The 25613-nt window shown below is 70.5% G+C and carries 25 protein-coding genes and 1 pseudogene; 11 read left to right on the top strand and 15 right to left on the bottom strand.

Annotated features, from left to right (window positions below; translation table 11 throughout):
* Positions 1-152: 152 nt before the first annotated feature.
* Positions 153-314, bottom strand: a pseudogene (locus tag WME73_RS38950) (glycosyltransferase); the annotation flags it as partial.
* Between the two features lie 786 nt (positions 315-1100).
* A complete protein-coding gene (locus WME73_RS38945; protein ID WP_437741343.1) occupies positions 1101-1508 on the bottom strand; it encodes a hypothetical protein in 408 nt (135 codons plus the stop codon).
* Positions 1509-1655: 147 nt separating this feature from the next.
* On the opposite strand from WME73_RS38945, the gene WME73_RS38940 reads away from it, so the two are divergent.
* Positions 1656-2135, top strand: a complete 480-nt coding sequence (locus WME73_RS38940; protein ID WP_437912902.1) for a GNAT family N-acetyltransferase — start codon at positions 1656-1658, stop codon at positions 2133-2135.
* A gap of 117 nt (positions 2136-2252) precedes the next feature.
* Here WME73_RS38940 and WME73_RS38935 read toward each other — a convergent pair whose 3' ends face one another.
* The 4 genes from WME73_RS38935 to WME73_RS38920 all read right to left on the bottom strand — a co-directional run bounded on the left by WME73_RS38935 (position 2253) and on the right by WME73_RS38920 (position 7096).
* A complete protein-coding gene (locus WME73_RS38935) occupies positions 2253-3326 on the bottom strand; it encodes a cyclase family protein (RefSeq protein WP_437741341.1) in 1074 nt (357 codons plus the stop codon).
* A gap of 201 nt (positions 3327-3527) precedes the next feature.
* Positions 3528-5009 carry a PAS domain-containing protein gene (locus WME73_RS38930; protein ID WP_437912901.1) on the bottom strand — a complete coding sequence of 494 codons (1482 nt, stop codon included), beginning with the start codon at positions 5007-5009 and terminating at the stop codon, positions 3528-3530.
* Between the two features lie 37 nt (positions 5010-5046).
* On the bottom strand, positions 5047-5145 hold the full coding sequence (locus WME73_RS38925) for a hypothetical protein (RefSeq protein ID WP_437741339.1): 99 nt from the start codon (positions 5143-5145) through the stop codon (positions 5047-5049).
* A gap of 163 nt (positions 5146-5308) precedes the next feature.
* Entirely contained in the window at positions 5309-7096 is a 1788-nt protein-coding gene (locus WME73_RS38920; protein WP_437912900.1) for an FG-GAP repeat protein, read from the bottom strand.
* Between the two features lie 339 nt (positions 7097-7435).
* Here WME73_RS38920 and WME73_RS38915 point away from each other — a divergent pair, with 339 nt between their 5' ends.
* The gene (locus tag WME73_RS38915; RefSeq protein WP_437741337.1) at positions 7436-7579 is read left to right on the top strand and encodes a hypothetical protein; all 144 of its coding nucleotides are present in this window, start codon (positions 7436-7438) and stop codon (positions 7577-7579) included.
* A 49-nt stretch (positions 7580-7628) separates the two neighbouring features.
* On the opposite strand, the gene WME73_RS38910 is transcribed toward WME73_RS38915, so the two are convergent.
* The gene (locus WME73_RS38910) at positions 7629-9062 is read right to left on the bottom strand and encodes a right-handed parallel beta-helix repeat-containing protein (RefSeq protein ID WP_437912899.1); all 1434 of its coding nucleotides are present in this window, start codon (positions 9060-9062) and stop codon (positions 7629-7631) included.
* A 173-nt stretch (positions 9063-9235) separates the two neighbouring features.
* Positions 9236-10909 carry a right-handed parallel beta-helix repeat-containing protein gene (locus WME73_RS38905; RefSeq protein WP_437912896.1) on the bottom strand — a complete coding sequence of 558 codons (1674 nt, stop codon included), beginning with the start codon at positions 10907-10909 and terminating at the stop codon, positions 9236-9238.
* A 172-nt stretch (positions 10910-11081) separates the two neighbouring features.
* Here WME73_RS38905 and WME73_RS38900 point away from each other — a divergent pair, with 172 nt between their 5' ends.
* Complete coding sequence (locus tag WME73_RS38900) at positions 11082-11510, top strand: hypothetical protein (RefSeq protein WP_437741334.1); 429 nt, start codon at positions 11082-11084, stop codon at positions 11508-11510.
* A 343-nt stretch (positions 11511-11853) separates the two neighbouring features.
* A complete protein-coding gene (locus tag WME73_RS38895) occupies positions 11854-12453 on the top strand; it encodes an HdeD family acid-resistance protein (protein ID WP_437912895.1) in 600 nt (199 codons plus the stop codon).
* 40 nt (positions 12454-12493) lie between these two features.
* Here the strand turns inward: WME73_RS38895 and WME73_RS38890 are convergent, their stop codons facing one another.
* The 5 genes from WME73_RS38890 to WME73_RS38870 form a co-directional block, all read right to left on the bottom strand.
* A complete protein-coding gene (locus WME73_RS38890) occupies positions 12494-13309 on the bottom strand; it encodes an HAD hydrolase family protein (protein WP_437912894.1) in 816 nt (271 codons plus the stop codon).
* The gene (gene zwf, locus WME73_RS38885) at positions 13306-14700 is read right to left on the bottom strand and encodes a glucose-6-phosphate dehydrogenase (RefSeq protein WP_437741331.1); all 1395 of its coding nucleotides are present in this window, start codon (positions 14698-14700) and stop codon (positions 13306-13308) included. The genes WME73_RS38890 and zwf overlap by 4 nt, the downstream gene beginning before the upstream one ends.
* Before the next feature lie 179 nt (positions 14701-14879).
* Positions 14880-15272, bottom strand: a complete 393-nt coding sequence (locus WME73_RS38880) for a hypothetical protein (protein WP_437912893.1) — start codon at positions 15270-15272, stop codon at positions 14880-14882.
* Positions 15273-15298: 26 nt separating this feature from the next.
* Entirely contained in the window at positions 15299-16450 is a 1152-nt protein-coding gene (locus WME73_RS38875) for a zinc-dependent alcohol dehydrogenase (protein WP_437912892.1), read from the bottom strand.
* Positions 16451-16669: 219 nt separating this feature from the next.
* On the bottom strand, positions 16670-18241 hold the full coding sequence (locus WME73_RS38870) for a sigma-54 interaction domain-containing protein (RefSeq protein WP_437912890.1): 1572 nt from the start codon (positions 18239-18241) through the stop codon (positions 16670-16672).
* Between the two features lie 197 nt (positions 18242-18438).
* Between WME73_RS38870 and WME73_RS38865 the strand changes: the two genes are divergently transcribed.
* Complete coding sequence (locus WME73_RS38865; RefSeq protein ID WP_437912888.1) at positions 18439-19674, top strand: RtcB family protein; 1236 nt, start codon at positions 18439-18441, stop codon at positions 19672-19674.
* Complete coding sequence (locus WME73_RS38860) at positions 19671-20324, top strand: peptide chain release factor-like protein (protein ID WP_437912886.1); 654 nt, start codon at positions 19671-19673, stop codon at positions 20322-20324. Before WME73_RS38865 ends, WME73_RS38860 begins: the two co-directional genes overlap by 4 nt.
* Positions 20325-20380: 56 nt before the next feature.
* Here WME73_RS38860 and WME73_RS38855 read toward each other — a convergent pair whose 3' ends face one another.
* Positions 20381-20587, bottom strand: a complete 207-nt coding sequence (locus tag WME73_RS38855) for an addiction module protein (RefSeq protein ID WP_437917491.1) — start codon at positions 20585-20587, stop codon at positions 20381-20383.
* A gap of 161 nt (positions 20588-20748) precedes the next feature.
* Here WME73_RS38855 and WME73_RS38850 point away from each other — a divergent pair, with 161 nt between their 5' ends.
* The 4 genes from WME73_RS38850 (at position 20749) to WME73_RS38835 (ending at position 23907) form a co-directional block, all read left to right on the top strand.
* A complete protein-coding gene (locus tag WME73_RS38850) occupies positions 20749-21279 on the top strand; it encodes a cytochrome c-type biogenesis protein (RefSeq protein WP_437912885.1) in 531 nt (176 codons plus the stop codon).
* 108 nt (positions 21280-21387) lie between these two features.
* Positions 21388-22236, top strand: coding sequence for an MbnP family copper-binding protein (locus tag WME73_RS38845; protein ID WP_437912883.1), 849 nt, complete (start codon positions 21388-21390; stop codon positions 22234-22236).
* 1 nt (position 22237) lies between these two features.
* Positions 22238-22771: a hypothetical protein gene (locus WME73_RS38840; RefSeq protein WP_437912882.1), complete on the top strand. Its 534-nt coding sequence runs from the start codon at positions 22238-22240 to the stop codon at positions 22769-22771.
* Complete coding sequence (locus WME73_RS38835) at positions 22768-23907, top strand: MbnH family di-heme enzyme (RefSeq protein WP_437912881.1); 1140 nt, start codon at positions 22768-22770, stop codon at positions 23905-23907. The genes WME73_RS38840 and WME73_RS38835 overlap by 4 nt, the downstream gene beginning before the upstream one ends.
* A gap of 23 nt (positions 23908-23930) precedes the next feature.
* Here WME73_RS38835 and WME73_RS38830 read toward each other — a convergent pair whose 3' ends face one another.
* The gene (locus tag WME73_RS38830) at positions 23931-24701 is read right to left on the bottom strand and encodes an SDR family NAD(P)-dependent oxidoreductase (protein WP_437912880.1); all 771 of its coding nucleotides are present in this window, start codon (positions 24699-24701) and stop codon (positions 23931-23933) included.
* Between the two features lie 121 nt (positions 24702-24822).
* Between WME73_RS38830 and WME73_RS38825 the strand changes: the two genes are divergently transcribed.
* Positions 24823-25509 (top strand): TetR/AcrR family transcriptional regulator, encoded by a 687-nt coding sequence (locus WME73_RS38825; RefSeq protein ID WP_437912879.1) that lies wholly within the window; start codon positions 24823-24825, stop codon positions 25507-25509.
* Positions 25510-25613: the final 104 nt, after the last annotated feature.

Genomic DNA, 25613 nt, shown 5'->3' with positions numbered 1-25613 from the left:
CGGCGGCGCTCCGCCGCCTGATCAGCTCGCGAGCGGCGCCGGCGAGCGCGACGACGGGTGATCGCCAGGAGCAGCAGCGCGTACAGTTCCATGTAGCGCTCGGCCATCCGGATGGCGGAGTAGCGCCGGAGCGCGAGCATCCGGCCGCTCCGGCCCATCTGCGCGGCGCGGGCGGGATTGGCGTGGAGCTCCGAGAGCCTCGCGGCGAGCGGCGCTACCTCGTCGGACGGCACGAGGAAGCCCGTCTCCCCGTGAACGAGCACGGTGGACACGCCGCCCACGTCGGTCGCAACGACCGGAAGCCCAGCGGCCATCCTTGGGAACACGAGCCTCGATACCGCAATCGGTCCGTACCACCATACCCCTCTCCCCCCATCGAGTAGACTGTCGATCTCTCGACTCGACCGCTCATCGAGCGCCAGGCATGCCTCGCTGTCCTCCCGCCGCGCCTCTCCGGTACGGAACACACCGTCCAGGGCATCGCAAGATGCGAAACCGGGACGGATGGGGCCTCGACCTGGCAGATCGACACGAGCGCTGCAACACGCCGCATGACTACATTGCGGACGGTAGGGGCGCGATTCGAATACACTATACGTCGAATTCGCGAACTGACAAGCACATCGCACAAACGAGAAGACCGGAGTACGGGGGCTGCGCAAGCTCAAAAAGGACATGGGCCGCGGCGCCCAAGCGTGGTGATCCGTCCCAGTCTTCGACTGGCCACGTCCCTCGAGGGCGACACCCGCCCAGGCGCTCGCCGAGAGCCCGCGTGGGCGGCGCGGTCGCTGGCCCACAAAGTCTTTGGTTTTTCGCCAGGTTACAAAAATCGTCGCCGGCCGGTCACGAAAGGCGAGCCGCGTCTGGCTCGCCTGAGCACTGTAGAGGGCGTGCCGCGGCTCGGGCCGGGGGTCGGTCTGGGATGGAGCGTGGCTGGCAGCGGTTCGCCCTGCGGCGGCGCCGCGGGTGACTTCGGATCATCGTCTCCTCACGGAACATGGGACACCGCGATGGATATCGCCGGACGGAGGACACCTCGATACAGATCGCAGACGGCGCAGCTGCGCGCGTCTGGTGGGCTGCGCCGATCGCGACCCGCATCAACGGATGCGCGCCGGTGCTTCTCGGAGGTAATCGAGCAGCCGGGCCTCGTCGCTGCCGATCATCCGATCGATGCCGTCCTCGCGGAAATGGCGCTGGATCTGCAGCGCCCCCGCGGTCGTCCGCACGAGGATGGCGACGCGCCGGAAGCGGCCCATCACGACCGGCCGAATCCGCTGCATCGCCGCCTCGAACTGCGGATCATTGCGCCCCACCGCCGCGCGCAGATCGATGAGCAGACACAGCCGATGGCGGTCGACCCGGTCGAGCGCGCGGCTCACCTCCATCCATAGCTCCTCGAACTGCGTGGCAGACTCGGACGGCAGCGGGCTCCGCGTGACCCGCGCGATCTGCGAGACCGGGTCGACCGTCACGGTGTGGTGCGCGTTGCGGAGGAGCTCGAGCATGGCCAACGACCATGCTACCAGACCCAGAGCAGCCGAGCGAGCGAGCCGAGCACCCCGGGTGAAGCTGCCGAGTTCGCCGGCGATCCTCGGTTGCCCTAACCTCCTCGCCCGGCTACACGGCCGGGCAGGAGCAAGTAGGATCTACCGATGACCGACCCCCCCGTCGCCCTGCGGCCTCTCGATGTCACAGAGCTCGGTGCGTTCGTCGAGCTCGTGATCTCTTCGTACGCGGGCGAGCGCGCGAGCGCCGTGGACGCCGGGACCGCGGACGCGCTGCGCAACGCGCGCTCCCAGGTGGAGGTGCTCCTGCCGCAGGGGCTCGCCACCCCCGACCACCACCTCTATTCGGTGCTGGAAGGGAATGCCGTGGTCGGGCACCTCTGGATCGGGATGACCAGCGTGGACGGGTTTCGAAGCGCCTTCGTCTACGAGCTTCACCTGCGTGAGGACGCCCGCGGCCGGGGCCTCGGGCGCCGGGTCATGGCGCTCGCCGAGGAGGCCGCCCGCGGCCTGGGCGCGCGGGATATCGAGCTCCACGTCTTCGCGCAGAACACGCGGGCGCGGCGGCTCTACGAGTCGCTCGGCTACCGGATCACGAGCCTGAGCATGAGAAAACGCCTCGGTTGACGTCTGCGCGGCGTGGCTGAGAGCGCTTCTGGCGCCCTGAAGCGAGAGCTCGAACCACAGAGGCCCAGAGGACAGTGGCGACATGCGGGCGCGCGCGGCGCCGGCGCGCCGATCCGCTCACCGGATCGCGAGCGGGATGCCCGGTGATCCGGACGCGCCCCGGAGGGGCAGCGGGCTGTAGACGTAGAAGAACTCGTAGGGGCTCTTGTGGCCGTGGGGCCGCTCCTGGAGCTCCGCGGCCAGATCCGCGGCCAGCTCCGAGAGCACCATCACCTCGTGCATGAAGATTCCGCTCTTCACCAGCAGGTGATGGTGCACCGGGAAGATCACCCCCGGCGCCACCGGAGGCTTCGGCGGGAGGACCTCGATGCCGAAGTTGTCCGACCCGACGCAGGCGATCCCCTTCGACGAGAGCCACTTCGCGACCTCGAGCCCGATCCCCGGCTGGGCCAGCCCCACGCCTGGCTGCGTGTAATACCCCTCGGTGCCGAGCTCCCAGTTCTCCTCCCAGCCCGTGAAGATCAGCACGACGTCGCCGGCGCCGATGTCGCGCGCGTCCATCTTCTGCGCGCGCAGCGTCTTCATCACCATGGGCAGCGTGATCTCCTGGCCGAACGCGAGCGTCTCCCCGCCGTTCGCGTAGCGCTTGACGTCGAGGAGCACGCCGCGCGTGACGAGCGGCTTCACGTTCTCGACGCCGAGGTGCGCGAGCCCGTCTTCCGTGAGGATCTCGGCGCCAGTGAACTGGTTGTAGAAGAGCGCGTCGGCGGGGTCCGTGCTCCCGGGCGGGATGTAGCCGAAATGGCCCAGCGCGTCGAACTCCGTCCCCATCTGGCCGAATTCCCCGTGCATCACCTCGGAGTTCGTGACCTGCTGCTGGATGACCGCGGTCGGCCCGGCCTCCACGGAGAGCCCCTGGTTGCCCGGGAACGTCGGCATCCCCGGCTCGTAGACGTGACCCAGACGATAGACCTTGCCCTCCTTGATCAGGCGCTTTCCCTCGAGGACCTTGTCCGGCGTCTGCGTGTTGGAGGCGCCCGCCTCGTCGTCAGGGCCCCACGGCGAGGGACCGGGCATTGGATCGTAACTCTCCAGCATCGGCACGCCGCGGGCCAGCGCTGCCCCCGCGACCAGGCTGACGGCCATGGTCACCACGATCGCGCCACGTAACGGCATCACTCCAGGCTTCATACGCAACCTCCTGGGTCACATCGCACGTTGTACCGACAGCGCCCCGCGCTCCATGATGGGCGCGGGCGCATGTCATCACCAGAGTACACCGTCAGGGGCGCCTGAAACCTGCTCTCCCGAGGTCCTCGCGGGCTTCGCCGATGCCGTGAAGGCCTTGTGCGTATCCGCGTACACCCGGTCGCTCGGTGGGAGCGCGCTTGGTCACCAGCGGAGCCGGCGTCCCAGCGCGTAAGCGATGCCGCTCTCCAGGGTCCCTTTGGTGACGATGCCGCTCAGATCGGCGCCGATCGTGGTGAGCGTCTGCGCGATCTGCGGCTTGATCCCGGTGAGCACGACCCGGGTGCCGAGCAATCCCGCGGCCCGGGCCGCGTCGACGAAGGATTGCGCCACCCGCTCGTCGACGACCTTCACCCCGGTGATGTCGAGGATGGCGATCCTGGCCTGCTGGGCGGCGATCCCTTCAAGCAACGTCGTCAGGATCTGCTCGGCGCGCGCGGGGTCGACGCTCCCGACGATCGGCATCGCGACGACGCCACGCGCCAGCGGCAGGAGCGGCGTGATGAGCTCCTGGATCGTCGCCTGCTGCATCTCGATGAGCCGCCGCTGCATCTCCGCGCGCTCGGCCTCGGCCTGCTTGGCTCGGCTGATGTCCACCGAGATCGTCCCGACCGCGTAGATCTTCCCCTCGGCGTCGCGGATGGGGAACTTGGTCGACAGGTAGGTGCGCGGACCGTTCGGGTAGACGAGCACCTGCTCGGATGCGCCCGGGCGTCCGGCGGCCGCCACCTCTTCATTGGCCTTTCGTATCGAGGCGGCCGCCGGCGCCGGGAGAAGGTCGTAGACGACCCGCCCCAGCAATTCCTCGCGGCTCATCTTGTAGAATGACTCGATTTCGCGGTTCACGAGGAGGAGCCGGCCCGCGGCGTCCACGGCGACCATCATGGACGGCGTGTATTCGAGGAACGCATGGAGCAGGCTCTCACTCCGCTCGAGCATCTGCTCCGTGTGCTTGCGCGCGGTGATGTCGTGCGCCGAGCCCAGCATCCGCCGCCCCGGTCCCTCGCGGCCGAGCGCGACGCCTCGCTCGAGGAACCATCGCCAGCCGCCGTCGCGACCGCGCACGCGGTACTCCACCGTCGCCTGCTCCCCGCTCTCGGAGGCGGCCACGCGAGCCCGGTACTCCTCGATGCGACCGATATCGTCCGGATGGACTATCGGGGACAGGCCGTCGCCGCGGGGCGAGCCCGCCGCGGCTCCGCCGCCCTCTCCGACGAGATCGGTGAGCTCCCGGTTCCGGTAGACGTGCCGCCCCTCATCGAGATCGAGCACGTAAACGAGGCTGGGCAGCGCGTCGAGCAAGCGCTCCGGGAAGCCGCGGCCGGCCTCCTCCAGCTCGGCGACGCGGGAGCGCAGGCGCTGCACTTCCTTCTGCAACGCGTCCAGCTCCGCCTCGAGCGCCACGGTCTTCTGCGCGTCCATCGCCGTCCAGGGCGATGTTATCCCAGCCGCGGGCTGAGGTGGGTCACAATTTTCCTGGGTATCCGGGCTCCAGCACGATCGCGCCGACGCCTCGTCGAGCTCGATGTCGGCGCGGGGGATCTGGCCCGTCAGGCTGTCGAGCCAGCGGGTGATCAGGTGCACCTCCTTGTCGTCCAGCTCCTTCCCGAGCTGGTGTCTCGCCATCCTCCTCACGGCCTCCTCCAGCGAGGAGACCGAGCCGTCATGGATTGTCCCCCTCGAGGAACACGTCCCAGCGGCTCCGCGTGAACAGCGTGGCCTCGAACGCCGCGAGCGCCCGCGCGACGTTGTCGAACGTCACGGTCCGCGGCTGCCCGGGAAACGCCAGCGCGAACGCCTGCCTGTTCCCTCTGGACGAGCAGGCACGGCCGCCCGGGCTCGGCGGCGCGACACGGCCCTGCGGCCGGGAACATGAGCGAGGCGATCCCCACCGGCAAGGGCCCCGCAGCGGGCGAGCTGTGGTGTCAAGCCGGGAGGGCCGTATCCCGGGCCGCCAGCCGCCGGCGGCGCGCATCGCGGAGGCGCCTTGCCGGCAAGACGGCCAGCGCGAGCGCGAAGGCCATGAGGGTGGAAGCGCTGCGCGTCGGCTGACCTGGACCGCCCATGCGGCAGCCGCCATCCCCGCCGGCGTCGGTCCCAGGACTGCCCGTACCGGCTGACGCCGTGCTACTGCCCGCGTTTCCACCGCTGCCCGCCTCACCGCCAGAGCCGCCGCTGCCCGCCTCACCGCCAGAGCCGCCGCTGCCCGCAACACTGCTGCTCGCGCCGCCCGCCTCACCGCCAGAGCCACCGCCGCCCGCAACACTGCTGCTCGCGCCGCCCGCCTCACCGCCAGAGCCACCGCCGCCCGCAACACTGCTGCTCGCGCCGCCCGCCTCACCGCCAGAGCCACCGCCGCCCGCGTCACCGCCAGAGCCGCCGCTGCCCGCCTCACCGCCAGCGCCGCCGCCGCCCGCGCCGCTGCTGCCCCCGGGCGCGCACTGGCCGGCCTCGCAGGAGCCGCTCAGGCAATCGGTGTCCGCCACGCACGCCGCGCCGTCCAGGGACGGCAGCGCGTACACATAGGCCGCGCCGCTTCGGTCCAGAGGGGCGCTGTGGTACGGCGCCCCGACGACCACGCTCCCGCCGGCGTATCCCGCGCTCCACCCGAAAAAATCCAGCGTTTGCCCATCCGACGGCGCGAGCGTTCGCGCCTCCGTCCATGTTCCTTCTCCTCCGTGAAACACGGACACGATCCCCTTGTTGTCAGCCACGCCGACGAACCCGGCGACCACGGCGTTGCCCAGGAGCTGCACCCCTGTCGCCTCGCTCCCTCTCAAGGCGGGCACGAGCTTCGCCTGCTCGGTCCAGGCGCCGTCGCTCCGCGTATAGATGTACACCGCGCTCTTGGCTCCGATCGCCGCGGTGTCCCCCGCGAGATCGACCGAGAAGCCGAAGGACGCGCGGGCGCTCATGTCATGCGGCAGGAGCTTCGCCTGTTGCGTCCAGCTGCCCCCATCCCGCACGAACACGTAGGCCGAGCCGGCGAACGCGCTGCCTTCGGGCGAATCCGCCGCCGCGCCCACGATCGCCGTGTCGCCCGACACAGCGATCGACCAGCCGAATCCCCGAGGGCTGTCCTGAGGCACGAGCTCCACCCGCGGCGACCACGCGTTGCCCGTCCTCGTGAAAGCAAATGCCTTGCCCAGCACGAGGTCGATGTCCTCTCCCACCGTGCTCGCGACGACCGTGTCCCCACCGACGTCGACCGCCATCCTCGAGAAGCTCAACGCCGGATCCTCGGGGACGGTCAGCTTCGCTTGCTCCGACCAGGCGCCGTCGCTCCGGACAAACACATAGACGCGCTCTTCGTACGGCCGCACCTCATAGTTGGCGCTGGCCATGACGGCAGCGGTATCGCCGTCGAGGGCCACCTGACGGCCGAACACCATGCCGTTTTCGCCGTCGCTGGGCGCGAGCGTGGCGTCGAGCGTCGCGGCCCCGTCGGTCACGGTGTAGACGTGCGCGGCGCCGCGGGTCAGGCTGTTCTCGTCCGGCGCTCCGATCAGCGCCGTGTCGCCGCTGCCCGCGGCCGCGAACCCGAACACGCGCTGGAGGGCCGGCGTCTCCTCGGTCAGCTTCTGGTCCTCGGTGACGGTGAGCGCCGCGCGCGCGGCCGCGAGCGGTCCTTCGTCGGGGCCTGGAGCGGCGCACGCCGCAGCGCAGAACGCTGTTGGAATCACGATCATGCGTTCGATTCGCCAAACCTTCATCGGGTGCACCTCGGAGCGCGGAGCGTAGCCGGAGCGCCGCCTCGTGGGAATCGGGGCGGAATCGCAGCGGTCCCGTGCCGGGCGCTGGCGCCAGCGCCTCCTGTGGTCAGCTGGAGGCGAAGACTCGCAGGGTGGGGGGCTCTGCTCCACGTCAGGTGGACGCCGCGCGCGACATGAGTGGTGACCTTCCGCGCCCGACTCCGCCGATGAACCGATGCCGGTAAGGGGTGCGCGAGGAGCCCCATGCGGTGGACCTGACGCTTCTCTCCGGGTCGGCGCGGCGCTAGAGGGCAGCATGCAAAGCGTGTTGGAAGCGTTCACGGCGTGCGGGTGGGCGGCGTGGCTCGCCCTCCTGGCCGGCGCGTCGGCACGGAGGAGGCCAATCAGTGCGTGAACATCGGCGCCTCGATGGGCGTCCTGCCGTTCGTGATCGGCGCGGCCGCGGTAGGGATCGGGCTCGCGCTCCGCGACAAGCCGGCTTGATCGATTCAGGGCACCAGGCACGTTGGCTCACGCGCCTGCGCCGGTGGGACTACTCTTCGCTCTCGAAGGGACCGAGATCCGGCGCGGATCCGTTGTACTCCACGCCTACGTCGACGCCCGCATCGCGGAGATCGCTGCCCGGCACCAGCTTCAGATAGTCGACGTCCGGCAAGCTCCCATCGGCCTTGCGGGGGCCCTTGAGCAGGCTGGTGTCGACGCTCACGAAATCGCCGCTCGTGGCCGACAGTCCACCTTGCCAGCTGTTGTTCGTGATGCTCGTGGTCGTCGCCGACAGTGACCCGTTCGTTCCCAGGGAGATCGTGTTTCTGATGGTCAACGAGGCTGCGATGTTCGAGGTGCTGAAGTTGATGTTGCTGCCATTGGCGTGCGCCGCGCTGTTCAGGATCGTGACGCTGCCGCGGTTGCTGTTGTGGTCGAAGCCGTCGTTGACGTTCCCCGCGGCGATGCACCGCGTGTAGATGGCGTTGTGGCTCAGATCTTTGCCGTCGCTGCCGCCGGACTTGAAGCCGTTGCCGTCGCCTGCGCCGGCCGAGCCATTCTTGAGCTTCCCGTTGTCGATGGCCCAGCAGTCGTCGTAGGTCGTGGTGACGTTGTTTGCAGGGCGCAGGTAGCCGTCCCAGCCATCATCGAGGTTGTTCCAGGCGCGGCAGCCCACGAACTTGTTGCCCGTGCCGACGTCGAGCTTGGCCGCGAAGCCGTCGGCGTTCTCCAGGCTGGAATCGGCGTTGAAATACGAATCGCAGTTGAGCACCAGGTTGTCGGCCGCCCCTCCGCCCAGCTGCAGTCCGGTGTCGGCGCATTCGACGAACGTGGAGTATTCGATCACGTTGTGGGAACCGCTGACGAACATGCCGTTGTCGCCGGCTCGGAGAACATCGATGCCGTAGATGTGCCAGTAGTCGCCGGACAGGACGAGCCCGCGATTGCTGGAGCTCTCCGCCATGGCGGAAAAGTCGAGCAAGGGGCGTTCGCTGTCCAGGGGGTAGGCGCGCAGATCGATGGTCGAGCCGCTCATGCCGTCCTTGCTCAGGCTGAGGGTCGTGTTGAGCGCGTAGGTGCCCCCGCGCAGGTAGATGGTGTCACCCGCGTTCGCCCGGAGGAGGGCGGCGGCCAAGGTCATGGGATCACGCATCGTTCCCGACGCGTCCGCCGCGCCATCCGGAGCCGCGAAGAGGGCATCGGGATCGATCGTGGGCGCTCCGCCGCTTCCCGACCCGCCGCCCGCCCCCGTGGTGGCGCCGCCAGCGCCGTCGCCGCCCGTCCCCGTGGTGGCGCCACCGCCGGCGCCGCCAGCTCCGTCGCCGCCCGAGCCGGCGGCGCCCCCGCCGGACGCCGTCGTGCCACCCGTCGCGAAGGTGCCGCCTGCGCCCGAGCTGACGCCGCTCGTCGGAGCCCCGCCGCTTCCTGGATTGTCTGTGTCAGCCGCGCCGCCGTCAGAGCAGGCCGCACTCGCCAACAACACGCTCGGGGCCAACAGGAGGCGCCACAGACGGCCGCGTCGGGTCTGGAGCTGAGGCTTGGAGCTCGGGTTCATGCGATGGAAGCATTGCCACGCCGGCAATAGGCCGTCTAGCGCGCTTCGTACGAAATTGGAGAACGGGGTGAAGGGCTGCGACACGCGAGCCGCGGCAGCGCTCACGCGCTGGCCGGGACTCGGCGCTTCCGGCGCGCTCTGAAGGCCCAAAGCACGAGGTTGAGGAGCACGAGGCTCGCTGCATCCGGCCGGTGGCCGCCAAGCGTGCTGCACGCGCATCCGGCCGAGTCGTCGGCGCTGCTCGTGCTCGGATCGGTGCCATCGCCGCCCGTGCCCAGGGTTCCGCCGCTACCGACGCTCGTCGTGCCGCCGCTGTCTGCGCCGCCGCTTACCGCTCCTCCGCTTGCGCTTGCGCTCGCGCCGCCCGACCCCGTATCCGCGGCACCGCCGCCGCCCGAGCCAGCGCTCGCCGCGCCGCCGGTGCCGGAAGCCCCGGCGGTCTCGGTCTCGGCCAACCCCGTCTCGAAGCAGCCGAAATCCGGAGCGGAGCCTGCGTAGGGCAGCCCGACGTCGACGCCCTTGTCGATGGCGTCGCTGTCCGACGCGAGGCGGAAATTCGTGAGCACGGGCAAGCTGCCGTCCGCCTGTCGCGGAGCGTCCAGCCCCATTTCGGACGGATTCTGAAAGTCCGCGTCCGAGACCGTGACACCCCCCGCCGTCCAGGAGTTGTTCGCGTCGTCGGCGCCGTTGCGGTTCGAGAACAGCGTCCCGCCGAACGCCAGGTTGTTCCGGTAAACCCCGACAGTGATGTCGTTCCCGTTCGAATCCATCCCGAGCATGTTGAAGTCGGGGCGATTGCCGTACGACGTGTTGTTGTAGAAGTAGAGCGTGCTCGGGTGGTGGTTCGCGTAGAACCCTGCCGCCCTGTTGAAGGCGGCGAGACAGTTTTGCACCGTGTGGGCCGCGGGCTCGGCCGGAAATCTCGCCGGATCGGCGCCGTAGCCGCCGCCCTTGAAGCCGTTGCCGTTGCCGATGCCGGTCTGCGTCCCCGGCTTGTAGCCGTTGTACCAGGCCCACGAGCGCTCGACGAGGCAGGCGGCGCCGGAGTTGATGAAATCGTAGCCGTCGTCCGCGTTCCACCAGGCGCGGCAGCCTCGGAATACATTGCCGGTCTCCCGGGCGCCGACGTGACAGCCGAAGCCGTCCGCGCTCTCGCCCGCGCCGTTCGACGTGAGCTCGTCGAAGTTGTCGTGCGAGTCGCAGTTGAGCACGAGGTTGTTGCTGCCGCGCTGGATGAAGATGCCGGCGCCCATGATGTGGTGGACGTCGAGCGCTTCGAAGATGTTGTTGCTGCCCTGATTCCACACGCCCCAGGACTCGTGGTTCAGGTTGTTGTTCTGGCGAACGCCTTTGATCTCGAGTCCCTTGAGGTGAATGTAATTCCCGGAGACGAGGATGCCCTTGATACGGCAAGAATCCCGGATGCCGTCGAAATCGAAGACGGGCTTCTCGCCGGGCGCCGCCCAGTACTTGATCAGGTTGCCGGCGCTCCCGCTCTTGTTCAGCACCACGCCGCTGATGGTCGCCGTCCCGCTCGAGCAGGTGGTGGTGCCCTCCGTGTACGTGTACGTGCCGCCTTTGAAGTAGAAGACGTCGCCGGCCATGGCCACGCTTTGCGCTTTGGCCATCGACGCGAACGGCGCGGCTTCGGTGCCGGCGTTCGCGTCGTCGCCGGCGGGCGCCGGGGCCACGTAGTAGTCCTTGGCCCAGCCGCTCGTCGCAACGAGCAGCGGAGCGCCCAGCGCGGACAGCGAGAGAAGGAGTCGCAGGTTCATTTTTGCACCAGCCCGAGGTCGTCGAGGTTGAAGCCCGCCGAGGCCGGGGGAAAGCACACCCAAGCGTCCTGGAGACGTCAAGCCCAAACTGCAGGACCTCCGGGTTGACAGGTCCAGCGTCTCTGCGATATCGGCCAGAGGTGCGCCGCCGGAGCACATGGAGAGTGGATCCATGCGACGATTCGCGATCTCTCGTTGGCTGATAGCGTGCTTGGCGAGCTGTACGTCGGCGCCGCCGTCCACGCCGGGGGACGGGGTCGTCGAGGGGCCTCCGCCCCCTGCGCCGACGTGCCCGACCCAGAAGCTCGCGTTCACCAGGGAAACGGGGTGCGTGAACGATGGATCCCTGGAGTTTTGCCTGCCGTCGGACGACGCGGCGCTCCTCGCGCGCGTGCGGGGCATCGCGCCCGCGATCCGGGCCGGCTCGTCGAGGGGGCGCGCCAGGTGCGATGTGCCCGCAGAGACCCTGTACTTCTTCCCCACGGGAGACGCCGAGTGCACCGCGCGCCATGGCGCGCTCGAGGACGCGGCATGGGACCAGGTCTGTCGTATTGCCGCGCTGCCCGAGGTGCGGGAGATCGTGCCGACGTGGTACGAGTGAGCGCGGGCGGGCGCTCCTGCGCTGGCTCGCCGGCTGAGCGGCCCGGCCGCGCGGATCGCTGGTAGAACGACGCCGCGGAGAGGGCCGCCGACCATCCCCTGGGCGTGAGGGGGTGAGCAACCCGATCACGGGCACGCGAGGCCGGCCGCTCTGGAGTCACTTGACACCGCTCGGGGGCGGCACCTTGTTCGCCGTGGCCGGACCCCTGCCGTGCCCCGCCCGGCTCATGCGCTCTCGGCGGAGCGCGTGGCGCTCGTTGCGGCGAGCAGGCACGCCGGTGAGGCGCCGGGCTTCCATTTACGTTACGGCGAAACTCCAGCTCCGGGAAGAGGAGGGTACACACATGGCTGATCGCTGGCAGGACTCTGCTCGCACGACGAGCTTCGGATTGCAATTGGTCGAGCCTCATACCTTGCGGGAGAACCGCGGCTCGTTCATCGGGCTCGGCATCGCCCTTCTGGTGCTTGGCGCTCTCGCGATCCTCATGCCCGTGATCGCCTCGCTGGTCACGGCGGTCGCCATCGGGGCCGTGCTGGTGGCGAGCGGCCTCTTCCAGGGCGTCCACGCCATCCAGCACCGGCGATGGGCCAACTCCGGCTGGTCGCTCGCGAGCGCCCTGCTCCAGATCGCCGCGGGCGTCCTGATCGTGGTCTTCCCGTTGACGGGCACGGTCACGCTGACCTTGATCCTCGCGGCCTTCTTCTTCGTGGAAGGCTTCCTCAAGATCGTCCGCGCGCTCCAGCACCGCGAGATGCCCGCCTGGGGCTGGCTCCTGTTCGACGGGCTGCTCGCGCTGGCGCTCGGGGTCCTGATCTGGTGGCGCTGGCCGAGCACCGCGGCGTGGGCGATCGGGCTGATCGTCGGCGTCAACGTCCTCGTCAGCGGCACGTCGATGTTGCTGATCGGGACCAGCGCGCGACAGCGGCCGGTGGCCAGCATGTGACAGGCGCCCCGGGCCGGAGACCGCGCCTGACGCTCGTCCCTCACTGGCGGCCACCGCTCGTGGTGAGCAGCCAGGTCTCCACGGCGTGCGCGAAGCCCTCGTCGGCGTTCGACAGCGTGATGAAGTGGGCTTGCCGCTGCACGACGGCGCGCGCCTGCCCCATGGCGATGCTGAGCCCGCTCTCCCGGAACATGAGCACATGGTCGGGCAGCTCGCCGATCGCGGCCATGGCCGCGCCGGAGAGGCCGAGGCGCGCCGAGAGGGTCCTCGCGACCTCTCCGGAGTTGGCCCGCGGGTGCATCACCTCGATGCAATGGGGCACGGGGCGTGACGCAGAGAAGAACGCGCAGGCCCCCTGGAGGTCCGACTCGCCGCGCTCCAGCACCTCGGCGTCGTCGCTGACGCCGACGATCTTGACCGCGCTGTCCACGACGCCTTCCCAGCGCTCGACGACCCTGGGGACACACTGCGCGACCGCCTGCTCGCGCGCGACGTGCGGCGCGTCGGCGCGGCGCACCAGCCAGTCGTCGCCCTGGTAGACCCAGACCGCGGCGCCGTGTCGCTCCAGGGTCGCGATGACGACCGCGGCCGCGCCGTTGTCGAGCGGGTGCTGCTCGATGACGGAGAGATCCGGCCGCACCAGCATGGCGCCGCCGAACGCGGCGACCGGCGTCGCGATCCTCAGCCGCCCGAGCAGGACGCGCAGGCCGCGCGGCGAGCGCCTGCTCATCAGCGCGAGGTCGATCCCGGCGTCGCGGAGCCGACTCGCCGCCTGCTCCGCTCTGGGGGTGAGCACGCCGTCGGGCGTGAGGAGCGCGCCGTCCACGTCGGCGAGCAGCACGCGAATCGCGGTCATGCGGCTCTCCGCGCCAGCGGGGTGGCCAGGGAGGGCGTACGCCACCCGCCGAGGTCGGCGACGAGGCGGTCGGCTTCGGCTGGGCCCCAGCTGCCCGGCTCATAGGGCGAGAGCGGCGTCGCCTGGTCCAGGACCGGATCGACCACGGCCCATTGCGCCTCCACTTCGGCCTGGCTCGCGAACAGGGTCGGATCGCCGGCGAGCGCATCGCCGAGGAGCCGCTCGTAGGGCCCCAGCGCCTCGGACAGATCGCTCGCCACGAGCAGCTCGGTCGGCTGTCCGGCCATCCGCTCGCCGGGCGCCTTGATCCGCACGCCGACGGCGAGCTCCGGCGACGGGGCGAGCCGGATGCGCACGTAGTCTGGAGCCCCGCGCCCGACATCCTCGAACACGGCGTGCGGAGGCCGCCGCAGCAGGACGAGCACCTCGGTCGCCGTGACGGCGAGGCGCTTGCCAGCGCGGATGCAGAACGGCACGCCCGCCCAGCGCCAGGTGTGGATGCGGAGCCGCGCGGCGCAGAACGTCTCGACCTGCGACCCTGGCGCGACGCCCGGCTCGCCGCGGTACCCGGTGTATTGACCGCGGACGACGTGCGCCGGATCGAGCGGCGTGATGGCCCGCAGCAGCCGGACGCGCTCCGCGCGCACGGCGTCGGCGTCCCCGGACGGGGGGGGATCCATGGCGAGGCACGCGAGCACCTGCAGGAGATGGTTTTGCAGGACGTCGCGGATGCACCCGGTGGCGTCGTAGAACCGGCCGCGGCCCTCGATGCCGAACCGCTCGGCCATGGTGATCTGGACGCTCTCGACATGGTGGGAGTTCCAGACCGGCTCGAGCAGCGCGTTCGCGAAGCGGAAGTAAACGATGTTCTGGACAGGCTCTTTGCCGAGGAAGTGGTCGATCCGGAAGATCTCCTCTTCCGGAAAGACGCTCGCGAGCGTGCGGTAGAGCGCCCGAGCGGACTCCAGATCGTGGCCGAACGGCTTCTCGACGACGAGCCGCCCTCGCCGCACGCACCCGGAGCGGTCGAGCGCCTTGACGACCTCTTCGAACAGGTCGGGCGGCACGGCCATGTAGTGGAGCGGCCGCTGGGCGGTGCCGAGCCGCTCGCGGAGGCGGTGGAACGTCGCCGGATCGGCGTAATCCCCGCTCACGTACGAGAGCCGCGCGCACAGCTCGCGGTACACGCCCGCCTCGAACGCGCCCGCCCGCTCGAGGCTCTCGCGGACGCGGGCGTAGAGCTGATCGAGGCTCCACGGGCTCTTGGCCACGCCGACGATCGGCACCTCCAGCTTGCGGCGGCGGATCAGCCCGGCCAGCGCCGGGAAGATCTTCTTGAAGGCCAGGTCGCCTGTCGCTCCGAAGAGCACGAGCGCGTCGGCGGCGTTCATGCCGCCTGCTCGGCGGCGCCGGACATCACGCGCCGCATGCCCGAGCTCTCCTGGCCTTCAGCTTCCATCCATCCAGTGCGCATGCGCTCGGCTCCTCGCATCTCGCCATGGCCCCGGGGGCCCTGGTCCCGATCCGGCATCGCGTGTGCCACGCTGGATCGGCGCGAGCACGCCTTTCGTCACGCGCGCTGTGACGCCGCGCGCCTGGGCTTGCCTGCCCTGACGGCCCGCCTCTTCAACAGGAGAGGGAGGCTCTCGATCACGTCGACCCGATCCGCGATGAACAGCGCGACCCAGTGGGAGAGCCGGTGATCCGGGACCTTGTAGGCGACGCGACGCAGCGCGCCGCTCGCTCCTCTCGGCGGCAATGCCGTGCTGAACACCGGCGTCGGGCGGGCGCGCCCGGGGTGCCTGAGCAGCGGCCCCTCGATCGGCTGCTGCTCGGGCTCGAGCCAGTGCGCGCTCTCCAGGAGGCGCGGCGGCACCTCCCTCGGGACGCCGGGCCTGTCCTCGAGGCAAATGTCGACTCCCCAGTACGGCAGCTCCCTCGGCAGCACGATCTCGGCTTCCATGATCGCCTCCTCCTCGATGACGGAGCTCACTTGGCCCCCCGCGGAATGAGCACGCATTTGAGGATCCCGTCGGTCCTCGCCGCGAACACCCGGTACATCTCCGCGGCCGCCTCGAGCGGGACGCGGTGGGTGATGAGCGCCCTCGGGTCGATGTTCCCGCTGCGGATGTGCTCGAGCAGGCGGGGCATGTACCGCTTCACGTCGCACTGCCCGGTCTTGATCGTCAGGCCCTTGTTCATGGCCGCGCCCACGTCGATGAGGTTCCACGGCGGCCCGTAGACGCCGACGATCGAGACCCTCCCGCCGCGGCGGACCGACTGGATCGCCCAGTTGAGGGCGACGGGCGACCCGGCCTCGAGCTTGAGCGCCTTGCCCAGCACGTCGTGCAGCGTCGAGCCGTTCGCCTCGAGGCCGACCGCCTCGATGCAGACGTCCGGCCCGCGGCCGTCGGTCATGTCCCGGAGCGCGGACACGACATCCGGGGTCTCGCTGAAATCGAGCGTCTCTGCCTTGTTGTGCCGGCGCGCGAAATCGAGGCGGTAACCGACCGAATCGACGGCGATGACCCGGCGCGCGCCGAGGAGCCATGCGCACCGCTGGGCCACGAGGCCGACGGGCCCGCAGCCGAAGACGGCCACGGTGTCCGCGGGGCCGATGTCCCCCATCTCCGCGGCCTGGTACCCCGTGGGGAGGATATCCGAGAGAAAGAGCGCGTCCTCGTCCGAGAGGTCGTCGGGGATCTTCATGGGGCCGACGTCGGCGAAGGGGACGCGGACGCGCTCGGCCTGGCCGCCCTGGTAGCCGCCGGTGGTGTGCGAATAACCGAAGATCCCGCTGGCGAGCGTGGTGAGCGGGTTCGTGTTCTCGCAGGCGGAGGTGCGCTCTCGCTGGCAGAAGAAGCACGTCCCGCAGGCGATGTTGAAGGGCACCACGACGCGGTCGCCGCGCTTCAGCGTTTGCACCGAGGCCCCCATCTCCTCCACGACGCCGGTGAACTCATGGCCGAAGATGGTCCCCACGCGCGTGTCAGGCACGTAGCCATGATAGAGGTGCAGATCCGAGCCGCAGATCGTGGCGCGACTCACGCGCAGGACCACGTCGTTCGGGTGTTGAACCCGAGGCTCCGGGTTTTCCTCGACGCGGACGTTCTTCGGCCCATGGTATGTGAGCGCCAGCATTCGCACGACCTCCCAGCTTGCTCGACGGGGCAATGCAAGCGGTGAACCAGGCGCGCGCGCTCGTGGGTGCTCCTGGCGTAGGCATCGGCTCTCCGGGCTTCGAGCGCCCAGCCTCGGGACATCGAGGACATCGCTGCTGGCGCCGGCGGCCCGGGCGCCGTTCGCGGTATCAGCGATCGTTCGTCTTCTTCTTCTCTTTGTTCGGCAGCGGCGGCAGCTTCAGCTTCTTCGGATCGTCGAGCGCGCAGGCGCCCCCTTGCCGAGGCGATAGGCCGCCATCTTGCGCTTCAGGGTGTTCCTGTCGATGGCGAGCGCGCGCGCCGCGCGCGAGAGGTTGCCCTTGTGCACCTCGAGCGCGCGCCCGATCGCGGCGCGCTCGGCCGACGCCACGGCCTCCGCGAGCGGCGCGACCTCCTCGCCGCCTGCCTCCGACTCCGGCGCTCGCGCGATCCCGCCTGCGCCGCCGCTCGCGGGCCGCGCCGCCGGCGACGCGATCTCCGGCGCGAGATCGCCCACGTCGACCGTGTGCTCGCAGAACACGCCCCACCGCTGCACCTCCGCGCGCAGCTCGCGCACGTTGCCCGGCCAGGCGTGCTGGTAAAGGCTCCTCAGCGCCTCGCGCGTCACCTCGAGCCCGCGCCCCTTGCGCCGCGACTGCACCTCGTCGAGGAAAGCGCCGACGAGCACCTCGATGTCGCCACCCCGCGCGCGGAGCGGGGGAACCTCGATGATCGCGCCGCGGAGCCGGTAGTACAGATCCTCGCGGAACGTCCCTTCCTCGACCATCGCCGCGAGGTCGCGGTGGGTGGCCGCGAGGACGCGGACGTCCAGCTCGATCTTCGCCTCGCCGCCCACCCGCCGCAGCGTCCCGTCCTGGAGAACGCGCAGCAGCGACGCCTGCACCCGCGGCGACAGCTCGCCGATCTCGTCGAGGAACAGCGTCCCGCCGTGCGCCTGCTCGAAGACGCCGCGCCGCCGCCCCGCGGCCCCGGTGAAGGCCCCCGCCTCGTGGCCGAACAGCTCGCTCGCGAGCACGCCCTCGGCGAAGACGCTGCAGTTCTCCGCGATGAACGGCCCTCTCGCGCGCGGGCTGTGCTCGTGGATCGCCCTGGCCGCGAGCTCCTTTCCGGTCCCGGTCTCGCCGACGATCAGCACCGGCACGTCGGTCGCGGCGACCCGGGCGATGCGGGCGCGGAGGAAGCGCATCGGCTCGCTCTCGCCCACGAGCACCGTGTCGCGCGTGCGCGCCTCGGCCCGCAGGCGCACGACCTCCTCGCGCAGCGCGCGGATCTCCGGGAAACCCTCGATGTCGAGCCGGACCTCGCGCACCGGCCGCGGGTGCGGGTGCGGCACGAACGCCGCCGGGATCACCTGGAGCATGCGCGCCGGCAGGATCCCCGCCTGCACCAGGATGACCCAGAGCGTCTGCGCCTGCGGCGTGCCGGCCGAGAGCAGGACGTCCGTCGCCCACGCCGCGGGTGGAAAGGCGCGCTTGAGCTGCGCCGAGAGCTTCCCGAGCGCCCGGAAGAGCTTCGCGTGGTCCGACGGATCGTCGACGTCCACGACCCGGAGCTCGATCCGCGGCGCGCGGGCCCGCGCCTGCTCGACGAGCGCCCGCGACGGCGCCTCGCCCGCCGGGATGGTGAGGACCACGATCGCGTCGTAGCGGCTCTCTTCCTGGTCGAGGAGCCGCAGCACCGGCCCGCGATCGCCCTCGGGCCGGCGGCCGTGGTGCGCCGGCGCCGGCCCGAGCGTGCCCGCGTCCGACCAGGTGAGGAGGAGGCGATTCACTGGTGCACCGTACACCAGATGTGGTGCACGATGTACCACTTTATCTGGTGCACGGCGCACCATGTAGAGGCGCTCTGCCGGCGTCGCCGCGGGCCGCGCGCTGGCACGGAAGCCGCAAATCTCCTGCGCATTCCCATGGGCATTCCCGTTCCCATCCGCGTTTGCGCCTGCCTTTGCCTCCTGCCCCGGAGATCTCGATGAAAGCCCCCGCCGACAGCGCAGTCCTTCCTGCCCACGCCCGCCTGGTCGCCCGCGACGACGTCTGGCTCGAGGGCAACGCCGTCCAGCAGCTCGCGCGCGTCGCCGCGCTGCCGGGCTGCGTCCGCGCCGTGGGCATGCCGGACCTGCACGCCGGGCGGGGCATCCCCATCGGCGCGGCCTTCGCCTTCGCGGACCGGGTCGTCCCGGAGCTCATCGGCGGCGACGCCGGCTGCGGCGTGCGGCTCGTCGCGACGTCGATCGGTCGCGTGGCGCCGGACGTCCTCGAGCGGCGCGCCCGGCAGGCGATGGACGACGAGCCGCTCGCCGAGTGCGACCCGCGGGCGGTGTTCGAGCGGGTCTGGGAGCGCGGCGCGCGCGGCTTTGCCGAGGTCGACGGCGTGCCCGAGGCGCTCGCGCGGCTCGCGGCGGCGGAGCCGGAGGACGGCCTTCGCCCGAGCGGGGACGCCTCGCCGTACCGCGCGGGCTACGAGGGCGCGCTCGGCTCGGTCGGCGGGGGGAACCACTTCCTCGAGGTCGCCCGGGTCGGCGCGCTGCGGGACCCTGCGGCGGCGAAGGCCCTCGGCCTCTCCGCGGGGGAGCTCGTCGTCGTGGCGCACTCCGGCTCGCGCGGGCTTGGCGGTGCGCTCGGGCAGCGCTGGGGCGGCGCGGTGCTCGAGGGGGACGCTGCCGAGCCGTACCTCGGCGAGCTCGCCGGCGCGTGCCGCTTCGCGCGGGCGAACCGGCTCCTGCTCGCGTACCGGATGCTGCGCGCGCTCGGCGCCTCGCGGGCGTCGACGATCACGGGCGGGCTCGACCTCACCCACAACGACGTCGCGCGCGAGGCCGTGGGCGGCGAGCTGGCCTGGGTGCACCGCAAGGGCGCGGCGCCCGCCCGGGGCAGCGACTTCACCGTGGTGCTCGGGTCGCGCGGCGCGCCGTCGTGGGTGATGCGCTCGTGCGACGCGGAGGCGGGGCTGCGCTCCGTCGCGCACGGCGCGGGCCGCAAGATGGGGCGCAGCGAGGCGCGCGAGAAGATCGCGGCCAGGTACCGGCGGCGCGAGCTCGCCCGCACGGAGCTCGGCGGCCGCGTTGTGTGCGACGATCCGGCGCTGCTGCTCGAGGAGCACCCGGACGCGTACAAGCCGATCGAGCCGGTGATCGAGAGCCTTGTCGAGGCCGGCCTGGCGACGGCTGTCGCGCCGCTCGTGCCGGTGCTCACGGTGAAGCGATGAGCCGGTCGTGGGTGCAGATCAGCGCGGGGCGGGGGCCGGTCGAGGTGCGGCGCTTCGTGGCGCGGCTCGCCGAGCGCATGGAGGCGCTCTGCGAGGAGCGCGGGCTCGCGGTGGTCGACGTCACGCTGCACGGCGACGAGGACGCGCCGGCCTCGGTCGAGATCCTGGTGGAGGGCGACGCGCGGCGCTGCCTGGAGGGCGAGCTCGGGACACACGCGCTGGTCGAGCGGAGCGCGGCGCGGGGGAAGGCGGCGCGCAAGCGGTGGTTCGCGGGGGTGGCGGTCCACGCTGCGGGGGCGGACGCCGGGGCGGGTGAGGGCGAGGGCGTGGATCTCGGTGAGCTCGAGATATCGGCCTGCCGCGCGAGCGGGCCGGGGGGGCAGCACGTGAACAAGACCCTGTCGGCGGTCCGGATCCACCACCGGCCGAGCGGGATCACGGTGCGCGTCGCCGATGAGCGCTCGCAGCGCGCGAACGTCCGCCGCGGGGTGGAGCGCATCGCCGAGCGGCTCGCCGAGCGCGCCGCCCGGCGCACCGCAGAAGGGGAGGCCGCGCGCTGGAGCGAGCACGACCGGATCGTCCGGGGAGAGCCGGTGAGGACGTACCGGGTGGGGCGGAAGAGCGCGCTCGTGGTGGCGGAGGGGCGGTGAGGGGAGCGGCCTCGCGTCTTGTTGGACAGGCGTAGTCTCTCCCGCTCAGACAACCGTCATTTGCGGGTCGCGCGGAGACGTGTGGCGAGCCGTTCCCGAACAACGTCCCAGGGCTCGACGCTTGCCGTGCCGCGGTCGACGTCCTGTAGACGTCGCTCAACCTCGGCGAGCCAGGCCGCCTCGACGTCCTCGTCCGCTGGTCCGTCGAGGCTCGCGATCAAGCGCTTCGCGACGTCTGCTCGCTCCTCCGGCGGAAGTTGCAGCAGACCGGGTCAGGACGCGCCGTCGACAAGCGCGACATCGTGTCGCAGGACCTCGGCGGCGGGTCACGCTAGCCTGTTTTGCAATGATCCAGCGCGACAAGGACGCGTCTGCCAGTGACCCGGTCCATTTCCCTCACCGCGCGCGAAAGGGAAGCGGACCGGTGGGGCTCCGGTCGCCGCAGAGCTCGCGCTGGCGCCGCGTGGCCGCGCTGGCCGTCGCCCTCGCTGGCGTGGCGCTCACCGGCAGCGCCGAACCCGCGCCGCCCAGCCAGGCCGCCTCGGAGCTCGTCGACTCGACCCCTGCGCCTGGCGAGAGGGCGCTCGCGGCGCGTCTGCTCGCGCCTTGTTGCTGGGATCAGACGCTCGATGTCCACGAATCGGAGCTGGCGCGCGATCTTCGTCGCGAGATCCATGCGCGTCTCCGTCGGGGCGAGGTGGCCGACGCCATCGAGCAGGACCTCGTGGCGCGTTACGGCGAGCGCCTCCGCGCGGCGCCCTCGTCAGGCACGCTCGGCCAGGTCGCGCTGGGATTGATGCTGGGCATCGCAGTGACCTTCCTCGGGATCTTCGCCCTGCTGCGCTCGTGGCGGAGCAACGCTGCGCAGGCCGCTCCGTCCGGAGGCACCATTGCGGCTGCGCGCGACGAGTACGACGAGCGCCTCGACGACGAGCTCCGGGAGCGCGACGCATGAGCGCACCCGCCTTCCCGGTTGATTGGAGAGGAGGCTCAGCAGGGACATCTCGTTATGACCGCGGCGCAGTGGCCTCGTAGCTTGAAAGGTTGCCTGATGATTTGTTCAATGGCGCGTATCACGTTCCTCGGCGTGGCCTGTCTTGCGGCTCTGAGCGGATGCGGCGGGAGCGATGAGGACGTCATCTCGAAGACGTTCGCGCTGCGCTTCGCCGCCAAGGTCGGCGACAGGCCGTTCTCCTGCGCTGACACGTTCGATGGAGTCGGCACGACCGGATCGTCGGTCAATGCGCTCGATTTTCGCATGTACGTCTCCGACGTGCGGCTCGTTCACGGCGACGGGTCCGAAGAGCCCCTCTCGCTCGAGCAGGATGGCCAATGGCAGCGCGACAAGATCGCGTTCCTCGACTTCGAGGACGGCACGGGCTCCTGTGAGACCGGCAGCCCGGAGACGAGGACCGAGGTTGTTGGCACCGCGCCCGCCGGCGATTACGTCGGTGTCAGGTTCAACGTGGGTTTGCCCCCGGAGATGAACCACCTGGACGCGGCGACGGCCCCGGCGCCCCTGAACATTCCCGGTATGTGGTGGTCGTGGAAGGGCGGCTACAAGTTCGTGCGCCTCGACCTCATCTCGACGATGAACCCTACCTACTTCTTCCACCTCGGGGGTACGAAGTGCGAGGGTACCGTGAGCGAGGGTTACTCGTGCGCTGCTGACAACCTCGCTGACATACGTATCGACGGGGTCGACCCGGAGTCGAGCACCATCGTCTTCGATATCGCCAGATTCTATGCCGAGTCCGACCTCGACCACCAGGTCGACGGCGAGACGGATCGCACCTCCGGTTGCATGTCGTTCGAGGGCGATCCAGAGTGCCCACCCGTCTTCAACGCGCTTGGAATGGGCTTCGATGGCGTGAACCCGTCCGCTGCGCAGACCGCCTTCCGGGTGGAGTGAGATGTACATCCTCAGAACGGCGACCTGCCTGCTCGCGTCGCTATGGGTCTGTGGGCTTGCCGGCTGCGGTGCCTCCGACGAGGACATGGACGAGCCGAGCGACGCGGAGATCCTCCCGGGCGACCCCCGCTTCGAGCGCGATCCGGCGCTCGACGTGGAGAACATCAGCGCCGCTGTCGAGAAGCGCAGCCACAACATGGGGCAGAACTGCATCGGCTGCCATCAGCCCCACGGGCCTGGCAAGGGGCTCTTCACCACGGCCGGGACGGTGTATGCGCCGTCGGGCACGCCGGTGACAGGCGGAACGGTCGAGCTCCGCACGGCCGGCGGAGGCGAGGGAGATCTCGTGCTCTCGGTCGCCATCGACGGGAACGGGAACTTCTTCACGACCGAGCCGTTGCCCTTCCCGGACCAGGCGCTGTTCTTCTTCCTGCGGTCCCAGGACGGCGAGGGGACGAACGAGATGCCGTTTCCATCCATCTCAGGAGCGTGTAATCTGTGTCACAACGAACAGCGCCGCATTCTGCTGGAGTGATCCGCGCAATCGCGTCGGCGGCGCTCGTCGCGCTCGCGGCGGCGTCGTGTGGGGGCGAGACGGAAGCGACCTTGCCGGCCGACGGTTACGAGCTCGCCTTGCCCGTCGGCTTCCCGAGGCCGTGGGTGCCGCCCGACAACCCGATGACCGAGGCGAAGGTCGCGCTCGGGCGCGCCCTGTTCTTCGACGAGCGCTTGTCGGGCAACGGGACCATGGCGTGCGCCTCGTGTCATGAGCGCGACAGGGGGTTTGCCGACGGCAAGCCCACCCCGACCGGCTCCACAGGGGACACGATCCCGCGCAACGCGATGGGGCTGGCCAATGTCGCCTATTTCCCGCTGCTCACCTGGGGCAACCCCACGCTGTCGTCGCTCGAGGAGCAGGCGCTCGTCCCGATGTTCGGCGAGAACCCGGTCGAGCTCGGGATCACCGGCGCCGAGGACGTCGTTCTCGGCCGGCTCCGCGGCGACGAGGCGTACAAGGCCGCGTTCGTCGCCGCCTTCCCCGGCGAGAGCGAGCCGATCACGTTCGATACCGTCGTGAAGGCGATCGCGACGTTCGAGAGGACGCTCCTCTCCGGGCGCTCCGCGTACGATCGCACCACGTACGGCGGAGAGGCGGGCGCGATGTCCGAGGCGGCGTTGCGCGGCATGGATCTCTTCTTCTCCGAGCGGCTCGAGTGTTATCACTGCCACAGCGGGATCAACTTCACGACCGCCTTCCGGAGCGCCGAGACGAAGCAGGCGGAGATGGATTTCCACAACACCGGCCTCTACAACCTCGGCTCGGACGGGGACTATCCATCCGGCGGAGAGGGGCTGTTCGAGTTCACCGGCGACCCGGCCGACAAGGGGAAGTTCCGCGTTCCTTCGCTGCGCAACGTCGAGCTGACGGCGCCCTATATGCACGACGGGAGCGTGGCCACCCTGGAGGAGGTCGTCGACCACTACGCCGCGGGAGGCAGGACCATCGACGACGGGCCGTTCGCGGGCGTGGGCAGCGAGAACCCGAACAAGAGCACGCTCGTCAGGGCTTTCACCATCACGCCGGAGGAGAAGGCGGATGTCGTGGCCTTCATGAAGAGCTTGACCGATCCGGAGTTCGCAGCCTTGGTGGACGGCGCGCAGGCGCCGTGACCGGTAGGTGTCAGTTGCCTCGGTTACATCGGTCGGCCCCCGCTCGCGCGGACGATCTCCCCCGTGACAGCGGTGTTCGCCGCCGAGCACAGGAAGACGATCGTCGGCGCCACCTCCTCGGGCCGCAGCAGCCGCCCCACGGGATACGCCTTCCCGCGCTGCGCGACGAGCTCCGGTGATGCCTGCGCGCTCACCCTGTCGGTCAGCGTCAAGCCCGGCACCACCACGTTGGTCAATATCCCGTGCGGCCCGAGCTCGCGCGCGAGCACGGACGTGAGCCCGTGGAGCGCCGCCTTGGCGGCGGCATACGGCCCTGCGCCCACCACCCCGTCGAGCGCCACGCCCGAGGAGATATTGACGATCCGCCCCCATCCGCGGGCCCGCATCGAGGGCACCGCGGCCTGGATGGCGGCGAAGGCGCCGTCGATGTTGTCGTGGATGACGCCCCGCCACTCCGCGAGCGGGATGTCCTCGAAGCGCGGCGCTTCCCAGGGCAAGCGCTCGCTCCAGCGGACCGCGTTGTTGACGAGCACATCGATCTGCCCGAAGCGCGCCACGGTGGCCGCGACGGCTGCCTTGACGGACTCGACCGACCCGAGGTCGAGCTCCAGCGCGACCGCCTCGCCGCCTCGCCCCTCGATCTCCCGGACGACCTCTCGGGCCTTCTCCCGCTCGCTCCGGTAGGTGAGCGCCACGCGGGCCCCCTCGGCCGCGAGCTGCAACGCCACCTCCTTGCCGATCCCCTGCGAGCCACCGGTCACCAGCGCGGCCCTCTTCTCCAGCCCCAGCTCCATGCGACACCTCGCTTTCGACAGGAAGGTAAACAAAATGGAAGAAACTTCCAAGATGAAACTGGAAGAATCCTCCAGTTGGGCCGGCTGGCCAGCGATGCGCGGCTGGGGTAGGGGAGGGGCCATGGCCGTGGCTCGACAGAACGGCGTGGCCCGCCGGGAGGCGCTCCTGGACGCGGCGCTCCGCTGCTTCGAGCAGCGGGGCCTCTTGCGCACCGGCATCGAGGACGTCCGCAAGGAGGCGGGCGCGAGCCCTTCGAGCGTGTACCACCTCTTCGAGGACTTCCCGGCGCTCGTGGCGGCGCTGCTGGAGCGGACCTTCGAGCGGCTGGTGGGGCACGTGACCGCGCGCGTGCTCGCCGCCAGGACGGCGCGCTCGGCGGTGCGGACGCTGGTGGAGGCGCACTTGACCTGGGTGTTCGACCACGAGGGCGAGGCGCGCTTCATGTACCAGGCGCTCGCGCTGGAGCTCGACGGGCATCACCGCGCCGCGCTCCGGGAGACCAAGGCGCGGCTCAAGGCGGAGATCATGGCGCACCTCTCCGAGCTCGGCGTCTTCTCCGGGGCGCGCTCCTCCGAGCTGATGGTCGACGTGGTGCTGCTCGGGCCGGCGCACCAGGCCTGCCGCGCCTACCTCTCCGCGCCAGGCGCCGTGGACCCCGCGTGGATGAAGGCGACCCTGCCCGAGCTCGCCTGCGGGGCGATGGGCAAGGTCGACCCGCCGCAACGAGCGCCGCGGACAGGGCAGCGCGCCGCTGGCGTGGAGCCGCGTCGGCAGGGCGGCGGGAGACGGAAAGGCAAGCCGGGCTGAGGAGGTGTCCGCCATCGAGCCCGAGCGGGGCTCGGACCGCTGGTGCGCGCAGCAGCAGGACCGGCCTCGCGCGATCTCACGCCCTGATTACGATCACGACGCAT

This window comes from Sorangium sp. So ce302 (genome assembly GCF_051530145.1).
Taxonomy (GTDB): domain Bacteria; phylum Myxococcota_A; class Polyangia; order Polyangiales; family Polyangiaceae; genus Sorangium; species Sorangium cellulosum_B.
The sequence above is the reverse complement of the archived record's forward strand: the minus strand, read 5'-3'. Positions and strand labels throughout refer to the sequence as shown.